The organism is Halostella litorea (genome assembly GCF_004785955.1).
GTDB lineage: Archaea > Halobacteriota > Halobacteria > Halobacteriales > Natronoarchaeaceae > Halostella > Halostella litorea.
The window spans coordinates 1,186,834-1,204,816 of sequence record NZ_SJER01000001.1; the positions used below are offsets into that span (position 1 = coordinate 1,186,834).

The 17,983-nt window shown below is 69.9% G+C and carries 18 protein-coding genes; 9 read left to right on the forward strand and 9 right to left on the reverse strand.

What is annotated here, in order from left to right:
- Positions 1–22: 22 nt before the first annotated feature.
- The 3 genes from htpX (at position 23) to radA (ending at position 3,007) form a co-directional block, all read left to right on the forward strand.
- Positions 23–901 (forward strand): zinc metalloprotease HtpX, encoded by an 879-nt coding sequence (gene htpX / locus EYW40_RS11690; protein WP_135821776.1) that lies wholly within the window; start codon positions 23–25, stop codon positions 899–901.
- Positions 902–996: 95 nt separating this feature from the next.
- Complete coding sequence (gene pspAB / locus EYW40_RS11695) at positions 997–1,602, forward strand: PspA-associated protein PspAB (protein WP_135821777.1); 606 nt, start codon at positions 997–999, stop codon at positions 1,600–1,602.
- A 370-nt stretch (positions 1,603–1,972) separates the two neighbouring features.
- On the forward strand, positions 1,973–3,007 hold the full coding sequence (gene radA / locus EYW40_RS11700) for a DNA repair and recombination protein RadA (protein WP_135821778.1): 1,035 nt from the start codon (positions 1,973–1,975) through the stop codon (positions 3,005–3,007).
- Positions 3,008–3,263: 256 nt separating this feature from the next.
- On the opposite strand, the gene hemL is transcribed toward radA, so the two are convergent.
- On the reverse strand, positions 3,264–4,604 hold the full coding sequence (gene hemL / locus EYW40_RS11705; protein WP_135821779.1) for a glutamate-1-semialdehyde 2,1-aminomutase: 1,341 nt from the start codon (positions 4,602–4,604) through the stop codon (positions 3,264–3,266).
- 113 nt (positions 4,605–4,717) lie between these two features.
- Between hemL and EYW40_RS11710 the strand changes: the two genes are divergently transcribed.
- Positions 4,718–5,620, forward strand: coding sequence for a DMT family transporter (locus EYW40_RS11710; protein ID WP_135821780.1), 903 nt, complete (start codon positions 4,718–4,720; stop codon positions 5,618–5,620).
- 25 nt (positions 5,621–5,645) lie between these two features.
- On the opposite strand, the gene EYW40_RS11715 is transcribed toward EYW40_RS11710, so the two are convergent.
- From EYW40_RS11715 to hemB, 3 genes are all read right to left on the reverse strand, one after another.
- Positions 5,646–6,488 (reverse strand): thioesterase family protein, encoded by an 843-nt coding sequence (locus EYW40_RS11715; RefSeq protein ID WP_135821781.1) that lies wholly within the window; start codon positions 6,486–6,488, stop codon positions 5,646–5,648.
- Positions 6,489–6,632: 144 nt separating this feature from the next.
- Positions 6,633–8,360: an ammonium transporter gene (locus tag EYW40_RS11720; protein ID WP_135821782.1), complete on the reverse strand. Its 1,728-nt coding sequence runs from the start codon at positions 8,358–8,360 to the stop codon at positions 6,633–6,635.
- Between the two features lie 350 nt (positions 8,361–8,710).
- Complete coding sequence (gene hemB, locus EYW40_RS11725; protein ID WP_135821783.1) at positions 8,711–9,691, reverse strand: porphobilinogen synthase; 981 nt, start codon at positions 9,689–9,691, stop codon at positions 8,711–8,713.
- Between the two features lie 108 nt (positions 9,692–9,799).
- Between hemB and EYW40_RS11730 the strand changes: the two genes are divergently transcribed.
- The 3 genes from EYW40_RS11730 to EYW40_RS11740 all read left to right on the forward strand — a co-directional run bounded on the left by EYW40_RS11730 (position 9,800) and on the right by EYW40_RS11740 (position 11,650).
- Positions 9,800–10,432, forward strand: coding sequence for a DedA family protein (locus EYW40_RS11730; RefSeq protein ID WP_135821784.1), 633 nt, complete (start codon positions 9,800–9,802; stop codon positions 10,430–10,432).
- 76 nt (positions 10,433–10,508) lie between these two features.
- Positions 10,509–11,048, forward strand: a complete 540-nt coding sequence (locus tag EYW40_RS11735; protein WP_135821785.1) for a GNAT family N-acetyltransferase — start codon at positions 10,509–10,511, stop codon at positions 11,046–11,048.
- Positions 11,048–11,650: a GNAT family N-acetyltransferase gene (locus EYW40_RS11740; RefSeq protein ID WP_135821786.1), complete on the forward strand. Its 603-nt coding sequence runs from the start codon at positions 11,048–11,050 to the stop codon at positions 11,648–11,650. The genes EYW40_RS11735 and EYW40_RS11740 overlap by 1 nt, the downstream gene beginning before the upstream one ends.
- On the opposite strand, the gene EYW40_RS11745 is transcribed toward EYW40_RS11740, so the two are convergent.
- From EYW40_RS11745 to EYW40_RS11765, 5 genes are all read right to left on the reverse strand, one after another.
- Entirely contained in the window at positions 11,644–12,216 is a 573-nt protein-coding gene (locus EYW40_RS11745) for a PH domain-containing protein (protein ID WP_135821787.1), read from the reverse strand. The two genes, EYW40_RS11740 and EYW40_RS11745, sit on opposite strands and share 7 nt — an antisense overlap.
- A 39-nt stretch (positions 12,217–12,255) precedes the next feature.
- Complete coding sequence (locus tag EYW40_RS11750) at positions 12,256–14,358, reverse strand: (Fe-S)-binding protein (protein WP_135821788.1); 2,103 nt, start codon at positions 14,356–14,358, stop codon at positions 12,256–12,258.
- A gap of 85 nt (positions 14,359–14,443) precedes the next feature.
- Positions 14,444–15,148, reverse strand: coding sequence for an energy-coupling factor transporter transmembrane component T family protein (locus EYW40_RS11755; protein WP_135821789.1), 705 nt, complete (start codon positions 15,146–15,148; stop codon positions 14,444–14,446).
- Complete coding sequence (locus EYW40_RS11760) at positions 15,142–15,843, reverse strand: energy-coupling factor ABC transporter ATP-binding protein (protein WP_135821790.1); 702 nt, start codon at positions 15,841–15,843, stop codon at positions 15,142–15,144. The genes EYW40_RS11755 and EYW40_RS11760 overlap by 7 nt, the downstream gene beginning before the upstream one ends.
- Positions 15,840–16,421, reverse strand: a complete 582-nt coding sequence (locus tag EYW40_RS11765) for a biotin transporter BioY (RefSeq protein WP_135821791.1) — start codon at positions 16,419–16,421, stop codon at positions 15,840–15,842. The genes EYW40_RS11760 and EYW40_RS11765 overlap by 4 nt, the downstream gene beginning before the upstream one ends.
- Positions 16,422–16,561: 140 nt before the next feature.
- On the opposite strand from EYW40_RS11765, the gene EYW40_RS11770 reads away from it, so the two are divergent.
- A complete protein-coding gene (locus EYW40_RS11770; protein WP_135821792.1) occupies positions 16,562–17,161 on the forward strand; it encodes a conditioned medium-induced protein 4 in 600 nt (199 codons plus the stop codon).
- Positions 17,162–17,502: 341 nt separating this feature from the next.
- The gene (locus EYW40_RS11775) at positions 17,503–17,952 is read left to right on the forward strand and encodes a hypothetical protein (protein WP_135821793.1); all 450 of its coding nucleotides are present in this window, start codon (positions 17,503–17,505) and stop codon (positions 17,950–17,952) included.
- Positions 17,953–17,983 lie beyond the last annotated feature (31 nt).

Genomic DNA, 17,983 nt, shown 5'->3' on the forward strand with positions numbered 1-17,983 from the left:
CGACCGCCGTCCTACGGAGGGTATGCAGTGGAAAACGGACTGGGGGCTTCGCCTGCGGATGTTCCTGACGATGTTCCTGCTGTTCGCGCTGTACATCGTCTTCGCGGCGGTGATCGTCTCGTACATCGGCGGCGGCATCCTGGTGATGGCGCTGATCTTCGGCGGGTTCTCGCTGACGCAGTACTTCTTCAGCGACCGACTGACGCTGTGGAGCATGGGGGCCTCGGAGGTGTCCGAGGACGAGTACCCCGAACTGCACGCCGCCGTCTCGCGGCTCTCCCAGCAGGCCAACCTGCCGAAGCCGACGGTCGCCGTCGCCGACGACAAGGTGCCGAACGCCTTCGCCACCGGCCGCTCCCAGCGCAAGGCCGCAGTCTGCGTGACGACGGGCCTGATGCGGACGCTGAACCGGGAGGAACTGGAGGGCGTGATCGCCCACGAACTCGCCCACATCAAGAACCGGGACATGATGGTGATGACGCTCGCCTCCTTCCTCTCGACGATCGCGTTCGTCGTCGTCCGCTGGGGCGCGTTCTTCGGCGGCGGCCGCCGCCGGCAGGGCGGTGGCGGCGTCATCGTCGCCATCGGCGTCTCGCTGCTCGTCTGGATCATCAGCTACGTCCTCATCCGGGCGCTGTCCCGGTACCGCGAGTACGCGGCGGACCGCGGGGGCGCGACGATCACGGGCCAGCCCTCCGCGCTTGCAAACGCCCTGCTGAAGATCTCCGGCGAGATGGACAACATCCCCACGCGGGACATGCGCGACGAGGCGGAGATGAACGCCTTCTTCATCATCCCCATCTCCAAGGGGATGATCTCGCGGCTGTTCAGCACGCACCCTCCGACGGAGAAACGCGTCGAGCGCCTGCGCGACCTCGAACGGCAGATGGAGGGGTACTGATACCGGTTTCTCTCACCGATGCTCGGCGAGGGCAACCGCCACAAGGCGACGCCCGCGGGGAACGGACTAAGGCGCGGGCCGCCGGACTGACACGCATGGGACTGCTCGACGGGTTGCGGGAGATCCTCGGCGTCCGCGCCGAGTCCGACGCCGCGCGCGACGCCGACCCGGAGGACCTGTTCGGGATGAGCACGGCGTATCTGACGATGCAGGCCGACCTCGGGTACGACGCCGTCGGCGAGGCCGCGCTCTGTTTCGCCGGCGTGGACAGCACGGACTTCGCCGACGCCGTCGACGAAGTCGTCGCCATCCTCGAAGCCGGCGAGGAGGAGACCGGCACCGAGGCCGAACTCCACGAGGACGACCACGGCTACCGCTGGGTCGTCCTCGCCGACGACGACTACGAGGACCTCGTGACCAGCCTCCACTTCGCCGCCGACACGTTCATCGAGCGGGACTACGGCTCCCGGCTGCTGGCCGCCGTCTTCGGGTTCGAGCGCCACGGCGACCCCGCCTACTGGATCTACTCCTTCCGCCGCGGCGCGTACTACCCCTTCGCCCCCCGGGCCGGCAACGAGCGCGACAACGCGACCGAGTTCAAACTGGAGAGCGTCCTCGACGGCGAACTCGAAGTCGAGGGCGACAAGGAGTACTGGTACCCGCTGTGGCCCAGCGAGGACGGCGCACATCCCTGGGACTAAGACGACCTTTTGACAACGACCTTTTTCTCGGTCGGGTCGCCTTCGGCGACCCTCCCGGCAAAAAGCTCGGCCAAAAAGGCCGCTCACTCGCTGCGCTCGGCCGCGGCGAAACGGCGGCTTCGCCGCCGTATGCCGGTGCGAGTGATCCCCGCTCGCTTCGCTCGCGGATGCTGTGACGCTACCGCCTGCCCTTCCCCGTCGGCTCGCCCGCAGCGCGTCGGTGCGCCGCGCGCTCGCCGCGGCCGTCCGGCGCGGATTCCCTTCTAAACCTTGGCACGTGGACTGGGGCAGCCCCGTTCACGTCCGGTAGTTTCACTTTCACTCTCCTGTTAACCGGGGTTTATGTAGCAGGGGTAGCTTAGGGGTAGGTATGGCAGCAGATGCAGACCTCGAAACCCTGCCGGGCGTCGGCCCCGCAACCGCGGAGAAGCTCAAGGACGCCGGCTTCGACTCGTTCCAGGGCCTCGCCGTCGCGAGCCCCAGCGAACTGTCGAACACGGCCGACGTCGGCGACAGCACCGCCTCGGACATCGTCCAGGCCGCCCGCGAGGCCGCCGACGTCGGCGGCTTCGAGACCGGCGCGGACGTACTGGAGCGCCGCGAGAAGATCGGCAAGCTCAGCTGGAAGATAGACGAGGTCGACGAACTGCTCGGCGGCGGCGTCGAGACCCAGTCGATCACCGAGGTGTACGGCGAGTTCGGCTCCGGGAAGTCGCAGGTCACCCACCAGCTCTGCGTCAACGTCCAGCTCCCCAAGGAGCACGGCGGCCTCGGCGGCGCCGCGATGTTCGTCGACAGCGAGGACACGTTCCGCCCCGAGCGCATCGACGACATGGTCCGTGGCCTCTCCGACGAGACGCTGGAGGCGTTCATGGAGGACCGGGAGATAGAGGGCAGCCCCGACGACGACGAGGCGATGGACGAACTGATCGAGAGCGTCCTCGACCAGATCCACGTCGCCAAGGCGTTCAACTCCAACCACCAGATGCTGCTGGCCGAGAAGGCCCAGGAGCTCGCCAGCGAGACACAGGACGACGAGTACCCCATCCGCCTGCTCTGTGTCGACTCGCTGACCGCCCACTTCCGTGCGGAGTACGTGGGACGGGGCGAACTCGCCGAGCGCCAGCAGAAGCTCAACAAACACCTCCACGACCTGGACAAGGTCGGCAACCTCCACAACGTCGCAGTTCTCGTGACCAACCAGGTCGCGTCGAACCCCGACTCCTTCTTCGGTGACCCGACCCAGCCCATCGGCGGGAACATTCTCGGCCACAAGTCCACGTTCCGCATCTACCTCCGCAAGTCCAAGGGCGACAAGCGGATCGTCAAGATGGTCGACGCGCCGAACCTCCCCGACGGCGAGGCCGTCATGCGCGTCGAGGACGGCGGGCTCAAACCGGAATAGAACGACGACACGACGACCTTTTGCGCTGCGGTCGCGCGCCGTCGGCGCGCTCCCTCGGCAAAAGCTCGACCAAAATCACGGCGTCACCCACCTCGGGGCGGCTCCGCCGCCCCTCGATGGTTCCTTGGACCGCTCACTCGCTGCGCTCGTTCGCGGGTGCTAACGTGGTGACCGCCTGCCCTTCCCCGGACGCTCGGACGCTCGCCTCCCGGCGAGCGACCTCGCGCTGGCCGTCAAGCGATCAGCGAATTTCGCGCTACAGCGCCTCCTTGTACGCTTCCAGCGTCGTCTCCACGTCCTCCTCGGTGTGGGCGTAGCTGACGAACTGGGACTCGAACTGGTTCTGGCTGAGGAACACGCCCTGCTCTTTCATCTTCGGCCAGAACACCCGCCGCCAGCGGTCGGTCTCGCCGGCGGCCACGTCCGCACCGTTCTTCGGACAGGTGTCGTAGCGCGGGCAGTCGGGGCGCTGCTGGCAGCCGGCCTCGCAGTGCCCGTCGAACGAGTCGGGGGCGTCGCGGGTGAACAGCAGTTTGAACATGCTGTCGACCCCGGCGACGGTGTACTCGGGGGCCTGGTCGGCGACGATGTCGGTGAGCCCGCTCCGTAGCTGTTCGCCCAGCGCGTTGACGTGCTCGTACACGTCGTTCTCGGCGGCGTAGCGCAGGCTTTCGAGGCCCGCGGCCATCGTCACGGGGTGGCCCGAGAACGTGCCGGCCTGGAACACGTCGCCCGAGGGAGTGAAGTGCTCGATTATCTCCGAGCGGCCGCCGATCGCACCGACCGGGTAGCCGCCGCCGATGATCTTGCCGAACGTCGTCACGTCGGGCGTGATCCCGTACTTCCCCTGGGCGCACTGGAGGCCGCCGACGCGGAAGCCCGTGATCACCTCGTCCCAGATGAGCAGGGAGCCGTGGTCCTCCGTGAGGTCCCGGAGCGTCTCGTGGTAGCCCTCGACCGGCGTCACGATCCCCTTGTTGGCGAGGAGCGGTTCGACCAGCACGGCCGCGATGTCGTCGCCGTGCTCCTCGAACACCTCGCGGGCGGCCTCCGCGTCGTTGAACGGGACCGGGAGCGTGTGCTGGGCGAACGACTGCGGGATGCCGGCGGTCGAGGGGCGCGGGTGGTCGGCGTCGCCCTCGACGAGCGTCGACTCCTGTGCGCCGTGGTAGCCGCCCTGCATGACGACGATCTTGTTCCGCCCGGTGTAGCCGCGGGCGAGGCGGACCGCCGACACCGTCGCCTCGGTGCCGCTGTTGACGAAGCGGATCATCTCGACGCTCGGCACGTGCCGGGCGACGAACTCGGCGTGTTCGACCTCCACCTCGGTCGGCATCCCGTACATCGGCCCCTCGCTCGCGCGGGACTGCACCGCCGCCTGCACCGGGTCGGGCGTGTCGTGGCCGTACAGCAGCGGCCCGAGGCCCAGCACCCAGTCGACGTAGCGGTTGCCGTCCGCGTCGATCAGGTGGCCGCCGTCGCCGCGCTCGGCGAAGGGCGGGTACGGTTCGATCGCCGCCCGCACCGAGGAGTTGACGCCGCCGGGCATCACCGACAGCGCGCGGTCGTAGAGGTCGCGGGACTGCTCGTGGGTCATACGTCGGCCTTGGTGCGGCCCCGGGAAAACCGTTTCCGGACGCGGCAGGTGTCCGTGTCAACAATTATCAACACGATGAAAATCGTTTTGCCCCCGCCCGGCGAGGGGCGGGTATGGCACGGTACCGAACGGCGGCCGGGTTCGTCCTCCTGGGCGTCCTCTGGGGCACCTCGTTTCCCGCGGCGAAGGCGTCGCTGTCGGTGCTCCCGCCGGCGCTGCTCGCCGCGTTCCGGTTCGACGCAGTCGCCGTGCTCGTGCTCGGGTACGCCGCGGTCGGGGCGGGGCGGTGGCGGCCGAGGGGCCGGGACTGGCTGGCCGTCGTCGCCGCGGGCGTCTGCCTCATCGCCGCCCACCACGCGCTGCTGTTCGCCGGCCAGCAGTACGTCACCAGCGCCGTCGCGGCCGTGGTGGTGAGCGCCATCCCCGTCATCACGGCCGGCGCGTCCAGCGTCGCGCTCCCGACCCAGCGCCTCGGGCCGACGACGGTGGCGGGGCTGTTGCTCGGCCTCGCCGGCGTGGTCGTCGTCGCGCGGCCGGACCCCGGGTCGGCCGACGCCTCGGCGGTCGGCGTGGCGCTCGTGTTCGGGTCCGCGCTCGCCTGGGCGGTCGGCGCGGTGGCGATAGAGCGCGTGCGGACGGACCTCCCGGCCCCCGCCCTCCAGGGGTGGGCGATGGTCGTCGGCGCGCCCCTGCTCCACCTCGCCAGCCTCGCGCTCGGCGAACCGCAGTCCGTGGCGTGGACCCCGCGGGCGGCCGTCGCGATGGCGTACCTCGTCGTCGTCGCCGGCGGCGCGGGCTACCTGCTGTACTTCTCGCTGCTCGACCTGCTCGGCTCGGTCGAGATCAACCTCGTCAACTACCTCGTGCCGGTGTTCGCCGCGCTGACGGGGTGGGTCGCGCTGGGCGAGTCCCTCACCGCGGCGACCGTCGTCGGCTTCGTCGTCGTGTTCGCCGGGTTCGCGCTGGTCAAGCGCCGGGCGCTGCAGGCGGAACTGCGGGCGCGGACCGCGACGTAGGCCCGCACTCTGCCGGGTCGCCGCCTCACCCCCGGAACGGCTCCAGCATCGCGTCGTCGAACGGGACGGGGTTGCCCTCCCGGTCGAAGCAGCCGTACTCGGTGACGCCCGAGATGTTCGTCCGGCCGCCGCTCGACAGTTCGTGGGCGACGCGGACCGCTCCCTCGTCGACCGACCGCACGTCGCACTCGACCCGGAGGGTCGTCTCGAACGGCACGGGCGCGCGGAACTCCCACTCCCAGTCCCGGAGCCGGAACGGCTGCTTCTCGCCGCCTAGCTCGCCGAGGCTCGTCCCGCAGTCCTCCAGATACTCCTCCAGCACGATCCCGGCGAAGCGCGGGTACTCCTCGAAGTAGGCCAGCTCCGCCCCCTCGATGTGGGGGCTGCGGACCGGGAACGACGTCGCGAGCGTCGGCAGGTCGTCGCCCGCGTCCCCATCCGCCGCCGGTCCGACCTCGACGGACCGGTCGACCCGCGCGTCGGAGAGTGCCGCACGGGCGTCGTCGGGCAGTTCCCGCGCGCCCCCGTCCGGCGCGATGGTGACGTGGGTCATCCGCGCCGCCGCGAACCGGTCGCCGCCGCCGTCGACGACCTCGTACAGCAGTTCGACGCTGGTGTCCCCGACCGAGAGCGGGACCACCTCGACCGTGACCTCGTCGCCGACGCCGGGGTAGCGGTCGACCGAGGTGGCGACGACGACCGGGGCGAAGGGGATGCCGTCGTCCGCGAGGATCGCCTCGAAGGGGTAGTCGACCGCCGCAGCCACCTCCTGTGTGGCGACCAGTTGCCAGTCGAAAAACGACGCGCCGTGTACGAGCGGGCCGGCGAGTTCGCCGAACCGCACCGGACGATCGGTGATCGGTTGCACGGGGCGGGGTACGCTACCGGGTACCACAACAGTACAGGAAGGGGCAAACGGGACGGGGTGGATCGGACGGGAACGAAACGCGACAGGAAAGGGCGCGGATCGCGGCTCCGCGCGGGCCGTGAGTGCGACTGCAGTCGACGCGGCCTACACCGCTTCCGGACCGCGGTTGCCGGTGCGGACCTGCAGCGCGTCCTCGACGGGCATCACGAAGATCTTCCCGTCGCCGGGCTCGCCGGTCTTCGCGCCGTCGGCGATCGCCTCGACCACGTCGTCGGCCGGGATGTCGGCGACGACGCACTCGACTTTCACCTTCTGGTGCAGGTCGACCGTGTACTCCTCGCCGCGCCACTGGCCCTTCTTGGCGGGCTGGCTGCCGCGGCCGGAGACGTTCGTCACGGTCAGCGACGGCGCGCCGACCTCCGCGAGCGACTGCTTCACGTCGCCGAGGCGGTCGGGGCGCACGATGGCGGTGATCATCTTGATGCCGCCCGCGTCCGACCCGCCGTCGGTGCGCACGACGTCCATCCCGCCGTCAGTGACGGTGTCGGGCTTGCCGAACTCGGGGTAGGTGTCGACGCCGTGCTCGGAGACGTCGAGGCCGTCACGCTCGTGCTCCGGCGAGACGCGGGCCTGACCCGCGGACTTGAACAGCCCGAACACCGCGGCGGTCGCCAGGATCGTCCACGCGGAGATGACGACGACGCCGACGACCTGTGCGGCCAGCAGGCTCGCGCTGAAGCCGTCGACGTGGAAGAACGGGAGCAGCAGCGCGCCGATGACGCCGGCCGAGCCGTGGACGGGGAAGACGGCGCAGACGTCGTCGATCTTCAGGCGCTTCTCGACGAACTCGAACACGAACGGCAGCTGCGCCCCGGCGACGAAGCCGGAGATGATGCCGCCGTACCAGACGACGACGTTCGCGGACGCGGTCACGCCGACCAGGCCCGCAAGCAGGCCGTTCGCGACGTACAGCGTGTCGACCTTGCCGGACTTGTACAGCGCGGCCAGCCCGGCACCGACCGCACCCGCGGCCATGCCGAGCGTGGTGTTCAGCGCGACGCGGCCGACGTAGTCGAACGCGCCGAGCACGATCGAGCCGTCCTCGACGGCGAACACCGTCGCGGCCGTGCCGACGTTGAAGCCGTACCAGCCGAACGCGAGGATGAGCGTGCCGAGCGCCGCGAACGTCATCGAGTGACCGGGGATGACGTTCGCGGAGCCGTCGGAGTTGTAGCGGTCCATCCGCGGGCCGATGACGTACGCCGCCGTGAGGCCGGCGATGCCGCCCATGCCGTGGACGATCATGCCGCCCGCGAAGTCCGCGAAGCCGGTCGCGCCGAGCGCGTCGGCGATGTAGCCGTTCGCCGCGCCGTCGGTGACCGCGAGCAGGCCGCCGCCCCAGGTGAAGCCGGTGACGACGGGGTAGATGACCGCGGCCAGCAGGACGGTGTAGCTGACGTACGCGCGGAGCTTCGCGCGGCCGGCCACCGCGCCGGAGACGATCGTCGCGGCGGTCATCGCGAACACCGCGCCGAACAGCCAGCCGACCCAGTCGTTGACCGCGCTGGTCGTCATCGTGGCGTAGAGGTCCGAGACCGTGATGCTCCCGCTACTGGTCAGCGTCCCGACGACCGTCGAGACGCCCGCGCCGACGATGAAGAACGCGAGGACGCCGACGCTCCAGGTCAGCAGGTTCTTCGTCAGCTGGTTCGCCACGTTCTTCGAGCGTACCTGCCCCGCCTCCAGCATGGCGAAGCCGGCGTGCATGAAGAAGATGAGGAAGGTGACGACGAGCACCCACAGCAGGTTCACCCCCTCCACGATCGTCTCCAGGTCCTCGACCGTCGCCTGCAGCAGTACGTCCGCGAACATCAGGCGACCACCGCCGGGGTCCCCGACGCACGTACCGAAGGTATACGTTCGTTCTCTATTCCGGGTTCAAACGCCATGTTCGTGTTCCAGCTCACGGTAGATGGACAATATCGGTAACAATATAACCCTTAGCGTTAACGTTTAGCCACAATACAACCACATTGATCGACAGGCGTCCGGAGTAATACCCGATATTACGAATATAAGGTTCATGGGCGACAGTATGTACACCGGATAATCGTTCATTCGTCTACCGAACTCCGCCCAACGATCGGGCAGAAATCAGCCGGCGGGGCGCGCCGTCCGGGGGCGACGCGGGCGACGGCCGCCCTCGCGCGGGGCCGGCGCGCCTACAGCGCGTCCGCGATGTCCTCCGCGAAGTACGTGAGGATCAGGTCCGCGCCGGCCCGCTTGATCGACAGCAGGGACTCCACGGCGGTCCCTTCGAGGTCCAGCCACCCCTTTTCCGCGGCGGCGTGCAGCATGGCGTACTCGCCGCTGACGTTGTACGCCGCGACGGGGTGGTCGAACGCCTCGCGCACGTCGCTGACGACGTCGAGGTAGGGGAGCGCGGGCTTGACCATCAGCGCGTCCGCGCCCTGTTCGACGTCCAGTTCCGCCTCGCGCATCGCCTCGCGGCGGTTTCCGGGGTCCATCTGGTAGTGGCGGCGGTCGCCGAACGCGGGCGCGCCGTCCGCGGCGTCGCGGAACGGCCCGTAGAACGCGCTCTCGTACTTGACGGCGTAGCTCATGACCGGCACGTGCTCGTGGCCGGCGTCGTCCAGCCCCGCCCGGATCGCGCCGACCATCCCGTCGGTCATGCTCGACGGGGCGACCATGTCCGCGCCCGCGTCCGCGTGCGAGACGGCGGTCTTCGAGAGCAGGTCGAGCGTCTCGTCGTTCCGGACCGTCACGTCGGGGTCCTCGGCGGCCGCGTCCTCGATCACGCCGCAGTGGCCGTGGTCGGTGTACTCACAGAGGCAGACGTCCGTGATCACGTAGGCGTCCGTCGCCTCGGTGATCCGGCGGGTCGCGCGCTGGACGACGCCGTCCTCGGCCCAGGCGCGCGTGCCGCGCTCGTCTTTGGACTCCGGGATCCCGAACAGCATCACGGACTCGACGCCGACGCCGAGCAGTTCCTCTACGCGCGCGACGGCCTCCTCGACCGGGACGCGCTCGTGGCCGGGCATCGACTCGATGGGGCGGCGCTCGTCGACGGTGGCGTCGACGAACACCGGGGCGATCAGGTCGCTCGCGTCGAGGTCGGTCTCGCTGACGAGTTCGCGGACGCCGTCCTGCCGCAGGCGGCGCGGCCGTCGGGTGGGGGTCATGGCCGGCCCTTGGGGCGCGGCGATAAAAGGCGGCGCGGTCCGCCGACGTGACGGCCCGCCGGGACGTGTCACAAGGCCTATTACCGGCGTGGTGGTTTACGCTGACGAATGCAGTCGGACGTCTCAACCGTCGAGCGGGGCCGCATCAGGCGGTTCCTCTCCGAGTACGGGCCGCTTGCGCTCGCCGCCGGGGTCGCGGTCGCCGCGCTCGTCGGGATAGCGCTCGTGTTCCTCGGCGACGAGGAACTGGCCCGCCGCTGGCTCGACCAGTACGGCCTCGCCGCGCTGTTTTGCATCCTGATCCTGGAGGGCGCGATGTTGCTGTACTTCGCGCCGAGCGAGGCGCTCGTCCCCGCGGGGATCGCGTTGCTCGCCGACTCGACGGTCGACACGGCGCTCATCATCCTCGCCGCGGTGGCGGGCGCGACGGTGGGCCAGTTCGCGCTGTTTACCGTCGCCAAGCGCTACGGCCGGGGCTACCTGCTGGACAAGGCCTGGTTCCGCGTGAGCGCGTCGTCGCTCGACCGGTTCGACCGCTGGTTCGACCGCTGGGGCCGTGTCGTCGTCCCCGTGAGCAACGCCCTGCTGTTCACCCGCGGGATGCTCACCGTCCCGGCCGGCCTGGCGGAGATGAGCGACCGGGAGTTCGTCGCCCTCTCCGCGCTCGGGAGCCTCCTGTTCCAGACGTGGATCGCGCTGACGTGGGTCTACCTCGGCGAGTACGTCACCGCGCTGTTCTGACCGGTCGCCGCGTCGGGCTGGGAACCGTCGACACACCTTCGGTAGAACTATTTTCGCCGGAGGGAGAGATGCGTGCATGCCCGGCGGCACCTTCCTTTCCGGCGACCGCGTCGCCCTCCGGACCGTCGAGGAGGAGGACCTCCCCTTCCTCCGCGACCACCGGAACGACCCCGCGGTCCGCCGTCCGATGACGTTCGATCGGCCGACCAACCTGGAACAGCAGCGCGACCGCTTCGAGGACCTGTACGACGGCGACGACGTCGTTTTGCTGGCCTGCGTCGACGGCGAGCCGGTCGGCCACGTCGCACTCTTCCACGTCGACGACTCGGCGGGCCACGCCGAGGTCGGCTACTGGCTCACCCCCGGGGCGCAGGGCGAGGGCTACGCGACCGAGGCCGTCTCGCTCCTGCTCGATTACGCGTTCGACGAGCGCCGCCTCCACCGGGTACGTGCCCGCGCGATAGAGACCAACGACGCCTCGCGGGCCCTGCTGGACCGCCTCGGCTTCGCCGCCGAGGGCGTCCTGCGCGACGAGGAGTACGTCGACGGTAAGCACGTCGACACCCACACGTACGGGCTGCTCGCCCGGGAGTGGAACGGGGAGGTGACGGCCTGATGCCCGGCGCGGCCTTCCTGCGGGGCGACCGCGTCACCCTCCGCACCATCGAGGAGGACGACCTGGAGTTCATCCGTGACAACATCGACGACCCGCGCGTCCGCCGCCCGCTGACGAACGCCGCCCCGACGAACCTCGAAACCACCCGCCAGCACTTCGAGGAGCGGATCTCCTCGGACGACGCGGGCGTCGAACTGGCCGTCTGCGTCGACGACGGGGCGCGCAGTTTCGAGGACGCCGAGAGCGACGGCCCGCGCGACGGCGACATCCTCGGCACCGTCACCCTGTTCGACGTGGACGGGACGGCGGGCCACGCCGAGATCGCCTACTGGCTCGCGCCCGACGTCCACGGGCGGGGCATCATGACCGAGGCGGCACGGCTCATGGTCCGCTACGCGTTCGAGGAGTTGCGCCTCCACCGCGTCCGGGGGCGGGCGCTGGCGACCAACGAGGGGTCGAAGCGCGTCCTGCAGAAATGCGGCATGGAGCGCGAGGGCGTCGCCCGCGAGGCCGAGAACGTCGACGGCGAGTACGTCGACATGGTGTACTTCGGCGTGCTCCGCGGGGAGTGGTCCGGCTGGGACCGGCGCGGCGGTCAGTAGTTCCCGCCCTTCCGCTCGGCCTGGCGCTGGCGGACGACGTTCGCTATCTCCTCGTAGTCCGGGATCCCGCCGAGGGTCAGGCCCCGGAAGCCGCTCAGCGCGAGCAGGCTCCCGCGCGGGAGGATCGACTCCGAGACGGTGATGTGACCGTGCCCCAGGAAGCGCTCGATGAACGACGCGCCGGTCTGCATGCCGCGGACGTCCTCCATCCACGTCTCGTTCGTCTGTTTCGAGGAGATGCCCGTGACGACGATCAGCCGGCGGTCCGTGACGAGATACCGGACCTTCTTGCGCTGGTACCAGACGTAGCCGACGATGCCGCCCGCGGCGAGGAACCCGACGGCGATCACCTCCGTCTCGCCGACGGCGAGCGACGCGAGGACGGCCAGCGCCGCGACGAACAGGTGGAGGCTCCACGCCGACCACGCCGGGCGAGTGCTTATCAGCACCTCCTCGCCGCGGATCAGGATGGAGGCGATGTCGGGGTCGATCGACTGACCGCGTCCCCGTTGTGGCTCCTGGGACTGTTGCTGAACCGCCCGCCCGTCGGCGTCGTTTCTCGACATGTACACGTAGCCCGCGAGCGTGGGAAAATAAACCTGTCGTCAGGCCGACACCGAAGCCCGCCCGTCCGCGCCGATCGCCTCGGCGAGGAGTTCGGTCAGGCCGACGACCTCGATGTCGTCCTCGTAGCCGCCGGTCTTGCGCCCGTCCTCGTACATCGTCGCGCACATCGGGCAGGCGACGACGAACTTCTCGACCGCGTCGCCCGCGTCCGTGTCCTCCAGGGCCTCGCGCAGGCGCTCCTCGCTCGGTTTCGTCTCCTCCTCAACTTCCATCCAGAGGCCGCCGCCACCACCGCCGCAACAGAACGAGTCCGACCGGTTCCGCGGCATCTCGAACAGGTCCGCGCCGGTCGCCCGCACCAACTCGCGCGGTGCCTCGAACACGTCGTTGTACCGCCCGAGATGACACGGGTCGTGGTAGGTGACCGTGTAGTCCAGTTCCGTTCCGTCGAGGCCGAGCGCGCCCCGTTCGGCCAGGTCCGCGACGACCTGGGTGTAGTGGAACACGTCGTGGCCGGTCCACTCGCAGGCGTCGAACTCGGGGTACTCGTTCGCGAACGTGTTGTACGCGTGGGGGTCCGTACAGACGATGCTTTCGAACTCGCAGTCCTGGATGGCGGCCGCGTTGTCCTCGACGAGCATCTCGTAGAGGCCTTCCTCGCCGACGCGACGGACGTCGTTGCCGGCGGTCTGTTCGTCCTCGTAGAGGATGCCGTAGTCGACGCCGGCGCGTTCGAAGACGGTCGCCAGCGCGCGGGCGATCCGGCGGTTGCGCTCGTCGTAACTGGGGTAGTCGCCGACGTACCAGACGTACTCGACCGGCTGGTCGCGGGCGTCGGGCACGTCGAAGTCGAGGTCGTCGGTCCAGTCGGGGCGCTTGCGCTCGGGGTCGCCGAACGTGTTGCCGTTCTGGAACACGTTCATCATGGCGTCCTGGACGTTGGCGTCCATCTGGCCGGACTCGGTCAGCCGCCGGTTCATCTCCGTGAACTGCTTGAGGTGCTCGATGTCGACCGGACAGGCGTCCATGCAGGCCATACACGCCATGCAGGACTCCATCGTCTCGCTGTTGATCACGCTCGTCCCGCCGTCGGCGATGATCGGCTGTTCCTCGGCGTCGCCGGCACCCAGGGCCTCGCGGTAGGCTTTGAGGTCGAGGATGACGTCGCGGGGGTCGAGCGGGCGGCCGGAAGCCTTCGCGGGGCAGACCGACGAACAGCGGCCGCATTTCGTACAGGCGTCCTGGTCGAGGCGATCCTTCCAGGTGAAGTCCTCGACGCCCGTGTAGCCGATCTCCTCGGGGCTGGCGTCGTCGGGGACACCGGGCAGGCGTTTGCCGGCCTGGTCGTCGCGGGCGACGACGTTGGCGTAGGAGGAGAGCATGTGGAAGGGTTTGGCGTAGGGGATGGCGGCGACGAAGGCCAGCGCGACCAAGGCGTGTGACCACCAGGCCCACCAGTAGAGGTCGACGGCCAGCGATTCGCTCATGCCGGCGAGGGCGAACACGTCGGCGACGAACCAGCCGACGAAACTGACGGTTTCGAAGTCGGGGAAGCCGGTGCCGAGGATGCGAAGGCCTTCAGTGAGGTAGCCGCCGACGCCGAGGACGAACAGCGCCCAGACGAACAGATGGTCCTCGGGGCCGGTGTGTTTGCCCCAGAGGCGCTCGTTGCGGACCCAGTAGCGCCGGTAGAGGGCCATGCCGATGCCGACGACAAAGAGCAGGCCCATGGCGTCCATCGTCAGGGAGTAGGCGAGATAGAAGTCGCCGGTCCAGAACGACTCGCCGACCTTGCGGGCGATGTCCATGTCGATGCCCAGAATCGTCGTCCCGATGAGCAGCGTCAGGAACCCCCAGAAGATGAACGCGTGCATGAGGCCGCCGTACAGATCTCTGTCGAACTGGTTGACGTTCGAGAAGACGGTTCTCGTCGCTGCGAGGACGCGTCCCGGTAGGTCGTCGAGTCGGTCGAACGGGTCGTCCGCGCCGCGGGCGTAGCGGGCGACGCGGTCGTAGACGCCGTAGAGGAACACGAGGACCGCCACCGCAGCGAGGTAGTAAAACAGCACCTCCCCGACCCCGCTGATGGTCCAGAACGTCTCCCGCGTGACCGCGTCCCCCGACTGGGCCACGAATGTCATGTACGATCACGCGGACACCGGGCGCTTAAATCTTGTTACGCGAACCGCCGCGCCGTCCCCGTCAAATCGGGAACTCGTGGAACGTTTACAGGAGTGGCGACAGCGCGAGCGCGAGCGCCAGCAGGCAGAGAGCGCCGTCCCGCCACCGGAAGGAGAGGGCCGGGAGCGTCGCGTTCCACGAGAAACAGCGGGCGCGCAGTGCGAGCGCGAGGCGGTCGGCGCGGTCGAACGCCCGGCCGACGCCCGCCAGCGCGACGGTTCGAAGCCGCTCGCGGAGCGGCCGCTCGGTGCCGAGGCGGGCGGCCGACGCCTCCCGGATCCGGCGCAGGTCGGCCAGCAGCACCGGGAAAAACCGGATCGTGATGGCGACGCCCGCGCCCAGCACGCGGCCCGCCTTCCCCGGTACGACGCGCTGGAGCGCCGCCCGCGACTCGCGGACCGGCGTCGTCCGGACGTACGCGGCGCTGACGAGCAAGACGGGGACGACGCGGTAGGCGAGCCGCGCCGAGTCGGCCGCCGCACCGGGGTCGACCCACGGCGGCCCGAGCCTGACTGCCGCGAAGACGGGGGCGACGGCGAGCAGCAGGAGGGGGAACCGGAACGCGGCGAGCGCCCGGAGCGGCGACAGCCCCGCCGCCGCAAGCGCCGCGAGCGCGAGCGCGGTCGACGCCGCCAGCCCCCGCGGGGAGATATAGGCGAACGCCGCGGCGGCGAAGCCGACCTGAAACGCCAGCTTCGCCCGCGGGTCGAAGCCGTGGGCGAGCGACGACCCCGGCTCGTAGGTCACCATGGGACGCGCACGTCGACACCGGACAGTTCCGCGGCCGCCCCGTCCGGCGGCGCGTCGACGGCGACCCGACCGTCGGCGAGCGCGACGATCCGGTCGGCCAGCGTGCCCACGTCCCGGAGGTCGTGCGTGACGACGACGACGCCGGTCCCGCCGTCGTGCAGCGCCGCCAGCCGGTCCAGTACCGACCGCCGCGCCGGGTCGTCGAGCCCGGCGAACGGCTCGTCGAGGACGAGGTGGGCCGGCTCCATCGCGAGCGCGCCGGCGATGGCCACCCGCGCCTGCTCGCCGCCGGACAGCGACCCGATCCGGTCGTCGCGACGCCCGGCCATGTCGACGGCCGCGAGCGCCTCGTCCACCCGGCGGTCTATCTCCGCCCGGTCCAGTCCGAGGTTCTCCGGGCCGAAGGCGACGTCCGCGCCGACCGTCGCGGCGACGAAACAGTCACGCGGGTTCTGGAAGACCATCCCGACGCGCGTCCGCGCGGCGACGGGGTCCTCGGTCGCGGGCGTCCCGTCGACCAGCACCTCGCCCCCGTCGGGCGTCAGCAAGCCGTTGAAGTGCCGGACGAGCGTCGTCTTGCCGCTGCCGTTCGCGCCCGCGAGGACGAGGAACTCCCCGTCGTCGACGGTCAGGGAGACGCCGTCGACCGCCCGCGCGTCGCCGTAGCGGTGGACCAGGTCCCGTGCCTCGATCATCGCGTCGGCAGCTGGCCGCTGCGGGCGACGGCCGTCGCCGCGGCGATCTTCACCGCCTCGCCCGGGGCGAACACCAGCGCCCCGACGCTGACGGCCTCCGCGACGCCGTACCCCGCGACCGCCACGAGCCCCGCGACGCCGAACGCGTAGATCACGACCGTGCCGGCGACCAGCGCGGCCGCGACGACCGGCACCGACACCGTCGCCGGGTCCCGGAGGTCGATGCCGCGGTGGACGACGCCGCCGATCAGCGCCGCGGCGACCGGGTACGACCAGAGGTAGCCGCCCGTCGGCCCCAGCAACGTCCCGACGCCAGCGCCGCCGCCCGCGAACACCGGCACGCCGATCGCGCCGACGGCGAGGTACAGCACCATCGAGGCCGCCCCCCACACGGGGCCGAGGACGATGCCCGCCAGGAAGACGCCGAGCACCTGCAGCGTCACCGGCACCGAGGAGAACGGCAGCGGGAACGACACGTACGCCCCCGCGCCGACGAACGCCGCCAAAAGCGCCGCCTGCGCGACGTAGCCGACCGTCAGGTCGTCGACCAGTTCGACCGAGTCCGTGTCCGTGCTCATGCCCACCCCTGGAACGGCCGGTGCCAAGAACGTACTGGTTTACTCCACAATTTGATATGGTTTACGAGAACCCCGACCCGGCCGCCGTCCGGCGACAAGCTTTTTTGTACCGTCGCCGGCAACGTGGTTCCATACGACCAATGGACGAAAAAACGGAGGAGCTCCGGGACATCTTCATCGACGTCACCGACGAGGAGACGGTGACGGAGTCCCAGGAGGAGACGCCCGGCTCCCTGACCGACGAGACGGAGGGGGTCGAGGACCGCCTGCGGAGCGTGGTATCGCGGATGCGGGAGCGGTACGAGTTCGGGACGGACCTCGGCGACGGCGACCTGGTGACGCTCGTCGAACTGTTCTACGACGGCGAGAGCGACGCCACCATCGCACGCGAGTTAGACGTCTCGCGGAAGGTCGCGTTCCGCGCCCGCCTCGACCTCCACCTCGTCCGCGACCGCGACACCGACGCCCCCTTCGACCTGGCCGCCCTCCGGGAGCGGCTCACGGACGACCCGAGCACCGCCGAACTCGCCGACGAGTTCGACGTCAGCGAGTCGACGGTCCGCCGGTACCGCCGCGTCGTCCGCGCGCAAAACGAGTCGCGGGGGGCCAACGACCGCTACCGCGACGAGTTCGACCGCCTGCTCGCCGACGGCGACCTCTCCGGGGGCCTGACCGAGGACGTCCAGGAGGACGGTCTGGCCGACGCGACCGAGGGGATGGAGACGGACGTGGACTTCTAGACGACCTTTTGCGCTGCGCGACGGGAAACACGGCGCTGACGCGCCGGTTTCCCGAGGCTCGGCAAAAGCTCGAGCAAAATCACGGCGTCACCATCTCGGGACGGCGAAGCCGCCCCTCGATGGTTCCTTGGACCGCTCACTCGCTGCGCTCGTTCGCGGCGAAACGGCGACGAAGCCGCCGTATGCTTGCCACTCCCTCGACAGCCGAACGCCTGCCCTTCCCCGAACGCTCGCTCGCGGCGCGTCGGTGCGCCGCGCGCTCGCGCTGGCCGTTGTGGATCCTGTGGATCCATCGCCGGCCGCGTTTCGGTTTTATGTGTCGTCGGGGCGTCGTCTCGAGTATGTCCGCGCCTGAATCCCCCTCCACCGACCGCGCCGCCGCGGACCGCGTCGACTCGAACTGGTGGTACGTCGTCGCGGTGATGCCCGTCCTCTCGCTGCTCGGCTTCCTCGTGTTCGGTTGGGTCGTCGCGGCGCTGTTTTTCAGCCTGGGCTTCGGCCTGCCGATGGGCGGGATGATGGGACCGATGGCGGTCGCCGGGCCGCTCGTCGTGGTGTTCCTGCCCCTGTTTCTGCTCGGGATGGTCGGCACCGTGCTGACGGCCCTGTTTCCGATAGCGCTCTACCTCGACGCGGAAGCGGTCGCGGCGGCGGACGTGGGGTGGGATCCCGACCCGGCGCTGTACGCGCTCGTGGCGGTCGTCGGCATCGTGGCGACGGCGTTCCTGCTCGACGTGGCGGTGTCGCTGTACTACCTCTACCAGCGTCACCAGCACGTCGGCACCCCCTGACCGCGGGCCGGGCGAACTCGCGTTACGAAGG